This window comes from Cupriavidus sp. UBA2010 (assembly GCF_002335265.1).
Taxonomy (GTDB): domain Bacteria; phylum Pseudomonadota; class Gammaproteobacteria; order Burkholderiales; family Burkholderiaceae; genus Cupriavidus; species Cupriavidus metallidurans.
In genome coordinates this window covers 468,580-481,965 of record NZ_DDCI01000033.1, presented here as the reverse complement: position 1 = coordinate 481,965, position 13,386 = coordinate 468,580, and the positions used below count along the sequence as shown (strand labels likewise).

The 13,386-nt window shown below is 63.9% G+C and carries 14 protein-coding genes; 10 read left to right on the top strand and 4 right to left on the bottom strand.

Going from position 1 to position 13,386, the window contains the following annotated elements:
* The first annotated feature begins 231 nt into the window (after window positions 1-231).
* From B2246_RS26000 to B2246_RS25985, 4 genes are all read left to right on the top strand, one after another.
* On the top strand, window positions 232-1,422 hold the full coding sequence (locus tag B2246_RS26000; protein WP_286881557.1) for an MFS transporter: 1,191 nt from the start codon (window positions 232-234) through the stop codon (window positions 1,420-1,422).
* Between the two features lie 136 nt (window positions 1,423-1,558).
* Window positions 1,559-2,197, top strand: a complete 639-nt coding sequence (pdxH, locus tag B2246_RS25995; protein WP_008646257.1) for a pyridoxamine 5'-phosphate oxidase — start codon at window positions 1,559-1,561, stop codon at window positions 2,195-2,197.
* A 214-nt stretch (window positions 2,198-2,411) separates the two neighbouring features.
* Window positions 2,412-3,653 carry an SAM-dependent methyltransferase gene (locus B2246_RS25990; protein ID WP_035884792.1) on the top strand — a complete coding sequence of 414 codons (1,242 nt, stop codon included), beginning with the start codon at window positions 2,412-2,414 and terminating at the stop codon, window positions 3,651-3,653.
* 3 nt (window positions 3,654-3,656) lie between these two features.
* Window positions 3,657-4,727: a DUF72 domain-containing protein gene (locus B2246_RS25985; protein WP_035884791.1), complete on the top strand. Its 1,071-nt coding sequence runs from the start codon at window positions 3,657-3,659 to the stop codon at window positions 4,725-4,727.
* Here the strand turns inward: B2246_RS25985 and msrA are convergent.
* The gene (gene msrA, locus B2246_RS25980; protein ID WP_008646264.1) at window positions 4,724-5,266 is read right to left on the bottom strand and encodes a peptide-methionine (S)-S-oxide reductase MsrA; all 543 of its coding nucleotides are present in this window, start codon (window positions 5,264-5,266) and stop codon (window positions 4,724-4,726) included. The genes B2246_RS25985 and msrA overlap by 4 nt on opposite strands.
* A gap of 285 nt (window positions 5,267-5,551) precedes the next feature.
* Here msrA and B2246_RS25975 point away from each other — a divergent pair, with 285 nt between their 5' ends.
* Window positions 5,552-6,112: a flavin reductase family protein gene (locus B2246_RS25975; protein ID WP_024569952.1), complete on the top strand. Its 561-nt coding sequence runs from the start codon at window positions 5,552-5,554 to the stop codon at window positions 6,110-6,112.
* Between the two features lies 1 nt (window position 6,113).
* Here B2246_RS25975 and B2246_RS25970 read toward each other — a convergent pair whose 3' ends face one another.
* On the bottom strand, window positions 6,114-6,593 hold the full coding sequence (locus B2246_RS25970) for an Lrp/AsnC family transcriptional regulator (protein ID WP_008646266.1): 480 nt from the start codon (window positions 6,591-6,593) through the stop codon (window positions 6,114-6,116).
* Between the two features lie 149 nt (window positions 6,594-6,742).
* Here B2246_RS25970 and kynB point away from each other — a divergent pair, with 149 nt between their 5' ends.
* Genes kynB through kynA form a run of 3 tightly spaced genes read left to right on the top strand, consistent with a single transcriptional unit; the run spans window position 6,743 to window position 9,595 of the window.
* Window positions 6,743-7,399 carry an arylformamidase gene (gene kynB, locus B2246_RS25965; RefSeq protein WP_008646267.1) on the top strand — a complete coding sequence of 219 codons (657 nt, stop codon included), beginning with the start codon at window positions 6,743-6,745 and terminating at the stop codon, window positions 7,397-7,399.
* A 35-nt stretch (window positions 7,400-7,434) separates the two neighbouring features.
* Window positions 7,435-8,691 carry a kynureninase gene (gene kynU / locus B2246_RS25960; RefSeq protein WP_286881561.1) on the top strand — a complete coding sequence of 419 codons (1,257 nt, stop codon included), beginning with the start codon at window positions 7,435-7,437 and terminating at the stop codon, window positions 8,689-8,691.
* A 13-nt stretch (window positions 8,692-8,704) separates the two neighbouring features.
* Complete coding sequence (gene kynA / locus B2246_RS25955) at window positions 8,705-9,595, top strand: tryptophan 2,3-dioxygenase (protein WP_008642313.1); 891 nt, start codon at window positions 8,705-8,707, stop codon at window positions 9,593-9,595.
* Window positions 9,596-9,657: 62 nt separating this feature from the next.
* On the opposite strand, the gene B2246_RS25950 is transcribed toward kynA, so the two are convergent.
* Window positions 9,658-10,482, bottom strand: a complete 825-nt coding sequence (locus B2246_RS25950; RefSeq protein ID WP_035884788.1) for an IclR family transcriptional regulator — start codon at window positions 10,480-10,482, stop codon at window positions 9,658-9,660.
* Between the two features lie 222 nt (window positions 10,483-10,704).
* Between B2246_RS25950 and B2246_RS25945 the strand changes: the two genes are divergently transcribed.
* Window positions 10,705-11,898 carry an acyl-CoA dehydrogenase gene (locus B2246_RS25945; protein WP_008642309.1) on the top strand — a complete coding sequence of 398 codons (1,194 nt, stop codon included), beginning with the start codon at window positions 10,705-10,707 and terminating at the stop codon, window positions 11,896-11,898.
* A 155-nt stretch (window positions 11,899-12,053) separates the two neighbouring features.
* Here the strand turns inward: B2246_RS25945 and B2246_RS25940 are convergent, their stop codons facing one another.
* Complete coding sequence (locus B2246_RS25940; protein ID WP_008642307.1) at window positions 12,054-12,692, bottom strand: peroxiredoxin; 639 nt, start codon at window positions 12,690-12,692, stop codon at window positions 12,054-12,056.
* Between the two features lie 304 nt (window positions 12,693-12,996).
* Here B2246_RS25940 and B2246_RS25935 point away from each other — a divergent pair, with 304 nt between their 5' ends.
* Window positions 12,997-13,314 carry a DUF883 family protein gene (locus tag B2246_RS25935; RefSeq protein ID WP_317915246.1) on the top strand — a complete coding sequence of 106 codons (318 nt, stop codon included), beginning with the start codon at window positions 12,997-12,999 and terminating at the stop codon, window positions 13,312-13,314.
* Window positions 13,315-13,386: the final 72 nt, after the last annotated feature.

Below are 13,386 nucleotides of genomic sequence, written 5' to 3'. Positions count from 1 at the left end.
TTCACCAACGTTGTGCATGCCCGACGTCAGTCGCATAATCAGACGGCCATTGACTAAGCAAGCATTTAACACAATGGCGAACAACGGTTGCCGTTGCTGGTCCAGTCCAGCCATTGACGACCTTGTCTGGTGCGGCCTCGCGCCGCACTGGTTTTTCTTTCGCGCGTCTTATCGCCTGGGCCCCCAAATCATTGCCGGCGGCGCGAACCACCCCATTGCCACCGCGCCCCCATGACGTTGCCCCACGCCGCCGTCCCCCCGATCAGTTGGCTGATCGCGCTGACGGTGTGCAACCATTTGGCGTTCAACGCCAGTCGCGTCGTCGTTTCCCTCTTTGCCATCTCGCTGAAGGCGTCCACCGTGACGCTGGGCATCCTCATGTCGCTCTACGCGCTATTGCCGATGTTCCTGGCGATTCGCGCCGGCAAGCGCATTGACGAGATCGGGCCACGCCTGCCGATGACGGCGGGCTCGCTGATGGTGGTGGCCGGCACGCTGCTGCCGGCGGTCTGGCATGACATAACCTCGCTGTACGGAGCCTGTGCGCTGATCGGCGTGGGCTTCATGCTCGTGCAGGTGGCCATGCAACTTCTGATCGGGCAGGTATCGACCAACGAGACCCGCCTGCGCAACTACACGCTGCACGCACTGGGCCTGTCCATCTCTGGCACGCTGGGTCCCGTGGCGATGGGCTACATGATCGAGCACGCCGGATACCGTGCGGCATTCTGCGTGCTGGTGGTCATCGCGCTGGTTGGCCAGGCTGGCCTGCAGTACGTGCGTCCGCGCCTGCCGGCCCAAGGCGGCAACGCAGGCAGGATCGCCATCGAGGACGGCTCGCGCCGCTCGACGCTGGATCTGCTCCAGCACCCCGAGTTGCGCGCGGTGTTCATCGCCAGCGCCGTGCTTTCGGCCGCGTGGGATCTCCACGCGTTCCTGATTCCGATCCAGGGCACGCATATCGGCCTGTCTCCGTCGTCGATCGGCTGGGTGCTCGGTGCGTTCTCGATCGCCACGCTGGCGATCCGCGTGGCCATGCCGATGGTGTCGCGCCACTTTTCGGAATGGCGGATCATCCGCCTGGCGCTGACCGTGGGCGCGATGGCGTATCTGGTCTATCCGTTCGTGTCGCACTTCTGGCTCATGTGCAGCCTGGCATTCGTGCTCGGCCTCGCGCTGGGCAGCGCCCAGCCGAACGTCATGAACATCCTGCACACGGTGTCGCCTTCGGGTCGCGCCGGCGAGGCACTTGGCCTGCGTTCGGCGGTACTGAACACGAGCCAGGTGGTGTGGCCGCTGACCTTCGGCGTGGTCGGCACGGCGCTCGGCATGTTGCCGATCTTCCTGTCGATGGCCGGCGCGATGGGCATGGCGGGTTACTACTCGCGCAGGCAGTCGCGCAAGATCGCCCTGCCCGACTGAAGCACCCGGTGCGCCCCCCGGGGTGCCCTGAGCGCGTTGCGGCAACGCAAATGCAGCGTGCAGCGCATTCGCTATACTCGAAGTACGCTTATCCGCGCGATTCGTGCGCGGAACGCAAACCTTCCTGATACGCGACATGACCCAACTCGCAGACCTGCGCCGCAACTACATGCTGAGCGCGCTTTCCGAAACCGACGTCGCTCCCGACCCGATTCGCCAGTTCCAGTCGTGGTTCGACGAAGCCATGCAAGCCAAGCTGCCCGAGCCGAACGCCATGACGCTGGCCACCGTGGGCGCCGACGGCCAGCCGTCCGCGCGCATCGTGCTGCTCAAGGGCATGGATGCCGACGGTTTCACATTCTTCACCAATTACGAAAGCCGCAAGGGCGTGGACCTGCTGGCCAACCCGCGCGCGGCGCTGTTGTTCCATTGGGTGCAGCTCGAACGGCAGGTCCGAGTCGAAGGTATCGTCGAGAAGGTCGAGGGCGCGGAGAGCGACGCCTACTACGCGTCGCGGCCGCTCGGTTCACGCCTGGGTGCCTGGGCATCCGAACAGAGCCGCGAGGTTGCAGGGCGCGACGTGATCGAAGCGCGCGAAGCGGATTTCCGCAGCAAGTTCGGCGAGAACCCGCCGCGCCCGCCGCACTGGGGCGGCTACAGGCTCAAACCGACTTGGATCGAGTTCTGGCAAGGCCGCCCTTCGCGCCTGCACGATCGAATCGCCTATCGCCAGAACGCCGATGGAAACTGGCAAATCGTGCGGCTCTCGCCCTGACGCCATCAGCGTCTGCGAGGTCTGATAGACATTTGTCCAATGAAGGACCTGCACTGCACAATTTCAAAAATTGGCGTAAAGTTTGACGGTTGCTGCACCGGCTATGCACCGGTGCGCACCCCAAGGCCAGCGCTGCGTATGAACGCGCAGTGATCGCAGCAGACCGTGGGGCATTCGTTCGAGAGGGATAACCAACCAATCGGGAGAAAGCCGCATGTTTTTCAAGCAGACCCTGGACAAGCAACTCGATAGCTGGATTGCCGATGTGCGCGAGCACTCGAATTTGCCCGTCAAGCTCCGACTCTGGAATGGCAGCGAATATCAGCTCGGCAGCTTTGACAGACCCGCCGTCACGCTGACCGTGCGCGAAGCCTCCGCGCTGCCATTCTTGCTAGTACCCAGCCTGGACAACCTCAGTGAAGCGTATGTCCAGGAGAAGATCGACCTCGATGGGCGCCTGGCCGACATCATCAAGGTGGGATACGGTCTCTCCGCCGCCGCCGCCCGCCGTGCGGGCGGCGTGCTGAACAAGGTGGCGCAACATTTCACGCACACCAAGGCCGAGGACAAGGCGTCGATCCAGTATCACTACGACGTTTCCAACGACTTCTACAAGCTCTGGCTCGATCCGAACATGGTCTATTCATGTGCGTACTTCGAGAACGGCAACGAAGACCTGGCCACCGCGCAGCTCAAGAAGATCGACCATATCCTGACCAAGATCCGGTTGGAGCCGGGGCAGACGCTGCTCGACATCGGTTGCGGCTGGGGCGCGCTGGTGCTGCGGGCCGCGCAAAAATTTGGCGCCAGGTGCGTGGGCATCACGCTGTCACAGAACCAGTTCGATCTGGCTACCGCGCGCGTGAGGGCTGCGGGCCTGCAGGACCGCATCGAGATCCGCCTGCAGGACTATCGCGACATCAGTGGGCAATTCGACCGCATCACGAGCGTCGGCATGTTCGAACACGTCGGCAAGGATAACTTGCCGGGTTATTTCGCCCGTATGCGCGACCTGCTGGCCGAAGGTGGCGTGGCGATGAACCACGGCATTACCGCCACCGACCCAGACAGCGGCGAGATACCGATGGATGGCTCGGGCTTCATGGATCGCTATGTGTTCCCACAGGGCGAGTTGCCGCATATCGGCATGGTGCTGACCACGATGCAGAAAGGCGGCCTCGAAGCCTTCGACGTGGAACTGCTGCGCCGCCACTATGCGCAGACGCTGCGTCACTGGGCGGAGAATTTCGAGACCAATGCCGATACCATCCGCGAGATGGTCGGCGAGAAGAAGTTCCGCATCTGGCGCATCTATCTGGCGGGCTGCTCGCACGCATTCACAAGCGGGAAGATGTCGATCTACCAGGTGGTATGCCAGAAGGCCGATCGCAATGCCGACACATTCCCGACGTCGCGGCGTTATATTTACGCGTCTCCGATCGGTACGCCTTCCTGACGCTTGACTGAGAACCTCGACCTATTCGGCGATGCCCCGGCATCGCCGCCCGTTGCGAAGCCCGCCGCCCGACCTGCGGCGGGCGATCCCGAAAAGAAAAAGCCCGTTGGCAAGATCGTCCAGCCTTGGACGCCCGACGCCGCGTTGCAGGCGCTCGCGAAGCAACTGCCGCCAAATCTCTACTTCGGCACCTCGTCCTGGTCCTATCCCGGCTGGCACGGCATTACCTACGACGGCCAGTACACCGAGAGCCTGCTCTCACGCAAAGGTCTGAGTGCCTGTGGCCAGCATCCGCTGCTGCGCGCGGCTGGCATCGACCGCGGTTTCTACGGCCCGATTCCATTGGCCGATTACCTGAACTACGCCTCGCAGGTGCCCGAAGACTTTCGCTTTCTGGTCAAGGCGCCCGCCAGCGTGTGCGACGCATGGCTGCGCGGCCCCGATGGCGCCGGTCGGCTGCAGAACGCCGCGTTCCTCAATGCCGAGATCGCAATCCGTGACTTCATCGAGCCGGCCACGAGCGGGCTCGGCCCGCGCTGCGGCCCTCTGCTGTTCCAGCTTTCACCGCTGGCTGGCATGGCGGATGACGGCCCCGCTTTCCTGGCACGGCTGGACGCCTTCCTTGCCGAACTGCCCGCGCTGGACCGCGCGGTGACGCCAAATGCCTGCTATGCCGTGGAGATCCGTGACGCGGCGCTGCTGACGCCACGCTACATCCGAATGCTGCGCGAGCGCGGCGTGCGTTTCTGCCTGGCCGCGCGTGACCGTCTGCCGCCCGTGCAACGTCAGGCTGCGGCGCAGGCATTGATGGACGATGGCGCGCCCGGCCCGCTGGTCTTGCGCTGGATGCTGCGTGATGGCCGGTCCTATTCGATGGCCGAGCAGGCATTCTCGCCGTTCGACAAGCTCGTGGACGAAGACGCCGAGACGCGCCACGCCATCGCTGACGTGATCGTGCGCACGCTGCGCGCCGGCCAGCCCGCCTATGTCATCGTCAGCAATAATGCCGAAGGCTGCGCGCCGTTGAGCATCGCGCGGCTCGCTGAGGTAATCGCCGGGAAGCTGACGACCTAGCGCCGCATCCGGTGCGAGAAATCGCGCCGGAATTTCGTCAGCTTCGGCGAGATCACAAACGCGCAGTACCCTTGCGCCGGGTGCTCCTGGTAGTAATTCTGGTGGCTGGCCTCGGCGGGCCAATAGGGTTGCTCCGGCTCCACCTGTGTCACGATCGGCGCATCGTAGACATGCTCGGCAACCAGCTTGCCAATCACATACTCGGCGACCGCACGCTGCGCCTCTGAGTGCGTGAAGATGCTGGAGCGGTACTGTGTGCCGACATCGTTACCCTGCCGGTTCAGTTGCGTCGGATCGTGGATCGAAAAGAAGATTTCAAGGATCTCGCGATAGTTGATCGCGGACGGGTCGAATGTCACCCGCACCACTTCGGCGTGCCCGGTATCTCCCGCGCAAACCTCGTGATAGGTGGGCTGGCTGACGTGTCCGCCCGTGTATCCCGATTCCACCGCGCGCACACCGGCGACCTGTTGGTAGACCGCCTCCAGACACCAGAAGCAGCCGCCACCGAGCGTGGCGATTTCAAGGCCATGGTCCATTTGCTCGTCCCCTTCCAGTCGCGGACGCCACGCTGGCTCGCGCAGGCGTCCTGTCTAGGATAAGCACTGGCCGCGCTTGCTGCCGACTTTAACGCGCCCGGACGGCTTCCAACGTCACTTCAGCGGTGATTGGCTGGACTCCGCTACAATCGCAGACAACGTTGGCTCGCCTGCTTTGTGCGAAAAACCACCGAAAACATCGCAAACGCGGTTTAGGTTGATACGCGTTGAATGCAAGGCGGCCATCCCGATATGAAGATCATGGATTTGTGTGAAGCCCGAGACATGGGCATACCCGAGGCCGAGACCCCGATCATGGCGCGCAAGGCCACCGCCCCCGATTTCGACAGCCAGCATTTCAAGCGGGCGCTGTCGCAGTTCGCCACCGGTGTGACCGTGATCACGACGCGCGCGGCCGGCCACCCGCACGCCAACGGCGCTCCTTTCGTCGGCATCACCGCGAGTTCGTTCAACTCGGTATCGCTCGATCCGCCGCTGGTACTGTGGAGCATGGCCACGCGCGCCAACAGCCTGCCGATGTTCCGCGACGGCTCGCACTACATCATCAACGTGCTGGCGGCGTCGCAGCTCGACCTCTGCCAGCGCTTTGCCACGCTCAAGGGCGACCGGTTCGCCGGCGTCGACTATCGCCTTTCCGCCACCGGATTGCCCATCCTTGCCAACGCGCTGGCATGGTTCGAATGCCACAACCGCAGCCGCTATGACGAAGGCGATCACGTGATCTTCGTCGGCGAGGTCGAACGTTGCGGCATTTTCGATACCGGCGGACAGCCGCTGGTGTTCCAGGGCGCCCAGTTCTCCACGCTTTCGCCGCTCGACCGCTAGGCTAGCCGCCCGCTTCCTTCACGATCGCCAGCGGCGATCCGTCGGTCTTGATCCGCTGCAGGACGATGTTCGAGCGGATATCCATGACACCCGGCGTGCGATAGAGCCGGTTCACGATGAAATCCGAGTAGTGCTTCAGGTTGCGCGCCTGAACGCGAAGGATGTAGTTGCTGTCCCCCGTGATCACATAGGCCGTGAGCACTTCCGGCCACGTCTGCACGACCGCGTTGAACGTGTCGTGCCACCCCTCCACGTCGTGCCGCATCGACACCTGCACGATGGCCTCGATCTCCAGCCCGAGCTTTTCGGCGTCGAACCACGCGTGGTAGCCGCCGATTACGCCACTCTCTTCCAGCAACCGCACGCGCCGCAGGCACGCCGACGGCGACAGCGCCACGCGGTCGGCCAGGTCCTGGTTGCTGATGCGGCCGTTCTCCTGCAGGCACGTCAGGATGCGCAGATCGATCGGATCAAGGTTCATTTCGCAGAATCCACGAATTTCCAGAAATGATACGCAATTTTATGCGAAAGAAGGCCAAATCGACGGCCCAATTCGCAAGGCTTTTTTCGGGCAGTTTGACTATGATGCCCACACACACCGCGCCCGAAAAAGCGCAGACGCGAGACACCATGCCCCAAGCCCCCCACAGACACGACGGTCGCCGCATCTGGGATATTTCCCCGGCCGTTTCGCCCGCCACGCCAGTCTGGCCTGGCGACACACCGTTCCAGCATGACCCGGCCTGGCAACTCGACGAGCACTGCCCGGTGAACGTCGGCCGCATCACGATGTCGCCGCACACTGGCGCCCATGCCGACGCCCCGCTGCACTACGCGGCGGATGGCGCGCCGATCGGAGCCGTTCCGCTGGACGCCTACCTGGGCCCGTGCCGGGTGATCCACTGTATTGGCGCGGCACCGCGCGTGGAACCGCATCACATCGCGCACGCATTGGCCGGCACGCCGCCGCGTGTGCTCTTGCGCACCTACACGCAGGCGCCGCAAGGCATATGGGATTCCGCTTTCTGCGCCGTGGCGCCGGAGACGATCTCGCTGCTGGCCCGCCATGGGGTCCAGCTGATCGGCATCGACACGCCGTCGCTCGATCCCGAAACCTCGAAGACGATGGACGCGCACCACGCCGTGCGTGACCACCAGCTTGCCATTCTCGAAGGCATCGTCCTCGACGAGGTGCCGGCCGGCGACTACGAACTGATCGCGCTGCCGCTGCGCCTGGCCACGCTCGACGCGAGCCCGGTGCGCGCCGTGCTGCGCGAGCTCCCCTGACATTCACGAACCGATTTCGAACGGACGAAGACCGCATGACAACGCTGACCCGAGCACACTGCCAGACGCTGGACCGGGACGACCCGCTCCGCGCACTGCGCGAACAGTTCGCCCTGCCCGAGGGCGTGATCTACCTCGATGGCAACTCGCTGGGCGCACGCCCGCGCGCCGCCGCCGCGCGCGCCGCGGAGGTCGTGAGCGAGGAATGGGGCAATGGCCTGATCCGCAGCTGGAACACCGCGGGCTGGTTCGACCTGCCGCGCCGCCTGGGCAATCTGCTGGCTCCGCTGATCGGCGCCGGCAATGACGAGGTAGTGGTCACCGACACGACATCGATCAACCTGTTCAAGGTGCTGGCGGCCGCGCTGCGCGTGCAGCGCCTGCGCGATCCGGCCCGGCGCGTGATCGTGTCCGAAGCCAGCAACTTCCCGACCGATCTCTATATCGCCCAGGGCCTGGCCGATCTGCTGCAGCAAGGCTACGAGGTCCGGCTGGTCAACAGCCCGGACGAGATCGACGCCGCCGTAGGCGCAGACACCGCGGTGCTGATGCTCACGCATGTCAACTACAAGACCGGCGAGATGCTCGACATGGCCGGCCTGACCGAGCTGGCGCACGCACGCGGCGTGCTGACCGTTTGGGATCTGGCCCATTCGGCCGGCGCCGTGCCCGTGGCGCTCAACGTGGCCAAGGCCGATTACGCGATCGGCTGCACCTACAAGTACCTCAACGGCGGCCCGGGCTCCCCGGCTTTCGTCTGGGTAGCACCCGCGCTGCGCGACCAGTTCTGGCAGCCGCTGTCGGGCTGGTGGGGCCACGGCGCGCCGTTCGCGATGTCGCCGCAGTACGAACCGGCGCAGGGCATCGGCCGCTTCCTGTGCGGCACGCAGCCGATGACGTCACTGGCCATGGTCGAATGCGGCCTGGATATCTTCGCGCAGACCAGCATGACCGTGCTGCGCGCCAAGTCGCTGAAGCTGACCGATCTGTTTATCGAGCTGGTCGAGGCCCGCTGCGCCACGCACCCGCTCTCACTGGTCACACCGCGCGACCACACGAAGCGCGGCAGCCAGGTCAGCTTCGCGCACCCCGACGCCTACGCGCTGGTGGCCGCGCTGATCGAGCGCGGCGTCATCGGCGACTATCGCGAGCCGGGCATCGCGCGATTCGGCTTCACGCCGCTCTACACGAGCTTTACTGAAGTGTGGGACGCCGTCGAGATCATCCGCGACGTGCTCGACAGCGGCGTCTATCGTGACGCGCGCTTTGCCGTGCGGACGGCGGTGACCTGAGCGGGAGTCGATCATGAGCGAATTCAAGGGATGCCCGATGGGGCACGGAACCGCCCCGCAAAACGGTGATGGCGGTGATAGCGGCGATGGCTGGCACGGCGCGCAGATGGATTTCGCGCGCGACATGAGCTATGGGGACTACCTGGGCCTGGACCAGATCCTGAGCGCCCAGCATCCGCTGTCTCCGGATCACAACGAGATGCTGTTCATCGTCCAGCACCAGACCACCGAACTCTGGATGAAGCTGATGCTGCACGAGCTGCGTGCAGCGCGTGACGGCGTCAAGTCCGATCAGCTCCAGCCGGCATTCAAGATGCTGGCGCGCGTCTCGCGCATCATGGATCAGCTTGTGCAGGCGTGGAATGTGCTGGCGACGATGACGCCGCCCGAGTACTCGGCGATGCGGCCGTACCTGGGGGCGTCGTCCGGCTTCCAGTCATACCAGTATCGCGAGATCGAGTTCATCCTCGGCAACAAGAACGCAGCCATGCTGCGTCCGCACGCGCATCGGCCCGAACATCTCGAACTGGTGGAGACCGCGCTGCATACGCCGTCGATGTACGACGAGGCCATCCGGCTGATGGCACGGCGCGGCTTCCAGATTGACCCCGAGGTCGTGGAACGTGACTGGACCCAGCCGACGCAGTACAACGCATCGGTGGAAGCGGCCTGGCTCGAGGTCTATCGCAACCCGTCGGCCCACTGGGAGCTTTACGAACTCGGCGAGAAGTTCGTCGATCTGGAAGACGCGTTCCGGCAATGGCGCTTCCGCCACGTGACCACGGTCGAGCGCGTGATCGGATTCAAGCGCGGCACCGGCGGTACCGAAGGCGTCAGCTATCTACGCAGGATGCTGGACGTGGTGCTGTTTCCGGAACTGTGGAAACTGCGGACAGACCTGTAATGCCTGCTGGTTTGCTCCCCTCCCCCCAATTCATGGGCGAGGGGAGCGCATAGCGGCGGCACTCAGACTTGTCGCCCGGCCGGGTCCGACAACCGCGTGGCCAACGCCTGCAACGCAGGCGCCAGCTTCTCCCGAAACACCTCCTCGCCGACGGCGCCATACGATGCGCTGCAGCTGAGCATGTGCAAGTCCTTCTCCCCCACTGGACGAAACGCCACCGCGCACGCGTGAATGGCGGGATGCCAGTCACGGAACGACGCCGCGTAGCCGTCGCGCTCCGCCGTCGCCAATGCAGCGCGCGTCGGCGCTTCCTGTGCCTTCCATTGTTCCGGGAACGCCTGCGCGAACTCGGCCAGCACGCGATCGCGCCGGGCCTGCGGCAGCGCAGCCAGATAAGCCCGCCCCATCGAACTCGATACCAGCGACAGGCGCGATCCCACGCCCAGGCCGAGCATCGCGCCCGCGTCGTTCCGGATCGACTCCAGATAGATGACTTCCAGCCGCTCGCGCTTGCCCAGTGACACCGAGACACCGTGCTGCTGCGCGAATGCCAGCATGTGCGGACGCGCCAGCGCCACCACGCCGGAGGCCGACAGGTACGAGAACCCGAGTGCCAGCACGCCGGCATCGAGCGCATACTTGCCCAGGCTGTCGTCATAGCGAAGGTAGCCAAGCTGCACCAGCGTGCCGGCCAGGCGGCTGACCGTCGCCTTCGGGAAGCCGGTGCGGCGCACGAAATCCTGATTGCCGAGCATGGTCTCGCCCGTGCGGAAACAGCGCAGCAGCTCCAGTCCGCGCGCCAGCGCAGTAACGAAGTTCGGATCGCTTTCGCGTTCACGCGGGGCCGGCTCTGCGGCTGGCGCGACGGAATTGGATGAAATGTCCAAGGCGAAACTCCAGATGGGGTTGGTCGATTGCCGAACGCAAATCTCCGGGGCGCGAGATTTCCCCTGTTGCGCCGCGGATCGGTTCGGCTATACTAGCTCATCGGAACAAGGTTCCGCAATGCGGAACCAAAGAAATTCCACCCGATTCCCACTTCGTGTCGTTTTTCCCGGATTGTGTGAAGGCTCCAGGCCTTCCTCGCCACATCAAAGAAGGAGACCTCCATGGCTGCCAACGCCGAATTCAACTGGGCTGACCCGCTGTTGCTCGACCAGCAACTGACCGCCGACGAACGCATGGTGCGTGACGCCGCCGCGGCTTACTGCCAGGACAAGCTGATGCCGCGCGTGCTGCAGTCCTTCCGCAACGAGAAGACCGATGTGGAGATCTTCCGCGAGATGGGCGAACTGGGCCTGCTCGGCCCGACCATCCCCGAGCAGTACGGCGGCCCCGGCCTGAACTACGTCAGCTACGGCCTGATCGCGCGTGAAGTGGAGCGCGTGGATTCGGGCTACCGTTCGATGATGAGCGTGCAGTCGTCGCTGGTCATGGTCCCGATCTACGAATTCGGCACCGAAGCCCAGAAGCAGAAGTACCTGCCCAAGCTGGCCACCGGCGAGTGGATCGGCTGCTTCGGCCTGACCGAACCGAATCATGGCTCGGACCCGGGCTCGATGGTCACGCGCGCCAAGAAGGTGGCTGGCGGCTACGAGCTGACCGGCGCCAAGATGTGGATCACCAACTCGCCGATCGCCGACGTGTTCGTGGTGTGGGCCAAGCTGATGGGCGACGATGGCAAGGAAGCCATCCGCGGCTTCATCCTGGAAAAGGGCTGGAAGGGTCTGTCGGCCCCGGCCATCCACGGCAAGGTTGGCCTGCGCACGTCGATTACCGGTGAAATCGTGCTGGACCAGGTATTCGTGCCGGAAGAGAACATCATGCCGGGCGTCAGCGGCCTGAAGGGTCCGTTCACCTGCCTGAACTCGGCCCGATATGGCATTGCCTGGGGTGCGCTCGGTGCTGCCGAATTCTGCTGGCATACCGCACGCCAGTACACGCTGGACCGCAAGCAGTTCGGCCGCCCGCTGGCCGCCACCCAGTTGGTGCAGAAGAAGCTGGCCGACATGCAGACCGAAATCACGCTGGGCCTGCAAGGCTGCCTGCGCCTGGGCCGCATGAAGGACGAAGGCACCGCCGCGGTGGAAATCACCTCGATCATGAAGCGCAACTCGTGCGGCAAGTCGCTCGACATCGCCCGCGTGGCGCGTGACATGCTCGGCGGCAACGGCATTTCCGACGAGTTCGGCGTGATCCGCCACGTGGTCAACCTCGAGGTGGTCAACACCTACGAAGGCACGCACGACATCCACGCGCTGATCCTGGGTCGCGCGCAAACCGGCCTCCAGGCATTCTTCTGAAGCCGGAAGCATGAAAAAAGCCCGGTCTTGAGTCATCAAGCCGGGCGGAAGCACACTACCAAGGAGACGACGGGCGAGCCCGCCGTTTTACGACATCATTCGAAAGGTCAGTGGCACTGAACCGGGCCGGGGGCAAACCCCGGGCCCGGTTTTTTTTACTTGTTGGGCTGCGGCGTCAGACGCAGGTACGGACGTACGGCCTTGTAACCCTTCGGGAATTTCTGGCGGATGACCTCTTCGTCCTTCAGCGAGGGCACGATCACCACATCGTCGCCGTCCTGCCAGTTGCCCGGCGTGGCCACGCTGTGATTGTCGGTGAGCTGCAGCGAATCGATGACGCGCAGGATCTCGTTGAAGTTGCGGCCGGTGCTGGCCGGGTATGTAATGATCAGGCGGACCTTCTTCTTCGGGTCGATGACGAACAGGGAACGCACCGTCAGGGTTTCGTTGGCGTTCGGGTGAATCATGTCGTACAGCTCGGACACCTTGCGGTCGCCATCGGCCAGGATCGGGAAATTGACCGAGGTCGACTGGGTGTCGTTGATGTCCTGGATCCAGCCGTGATGCGATTCCACACTATCCACCGACAGGGCGATCGCCTTGACGTTGCGCTTTGCGAATTCCTCTTTCAGCCGGGCGGTCAGGCCCAGCTCGGTCGTGCACACCGGGGTGTAGTCCGCCGGGTGCGAAAACAGGACACCCCAGCCATCGCCGAGCCAATCATGGAAGCGGATACGGCCTTCGCTCGATTCCTGTTCAAAATCCGGTGCGATATCGCCAAGACGCAGTGCCATCGGGGGTCTCCTGAAACAACAGTAAATAAACGTAAGGAACGACGTGTAAACACAGGGAACCGAGCTTAGTTGGATTGCCTTCCAACCCAAACGAATATAAAGTCACTACAAAATCACTCGAAGTCATAAAGACTTGTGGTGACCACGCTTTGACGTCCCCTGCCTTGGCGCGCTACGGCCGAAACGGGGGCGTGGCAAGTGACAGCAGCATGGATTTGCGGATTCAGGCTTGAAACGATGGCAGGCCGCCACATATGCTACTTGGACGACAAGAAACGCCACAAGCCAGGGCTGGCAAGGCAAAATGTCACCACTTGAACCAACCGCCCGCAAACAGGAGAAACTAATGAGCGATGTCAAGACCGTTCTGTCCGATGCCGAGGAACTGCTGAAGCAAGCGGCCTCGACCACCGGGGAAAAAGCTGCCGAACTGCGCGAGCGTGGCATGGGCCTGCTGAAGCAAGCCAAGGAAAAGGCCCAGGATCTGCAAGACGCCGTGGTCACCAAGAGCAAGGCCGCCGCACGCGCCACCGACGACTACGTGCATGACCACCCGTGGCGCGCCGTGGGCGTGGCAGCCGGCGTGGGCCTGCTGATCGGTCTGCTGCTGAACCGCAAGTAATACCCATCGCAGCACGGCGTCCTGGCCGCGCATCTGCGCCGGACGCCCTGGTCTGAGGCCCGGTCCGCGGCA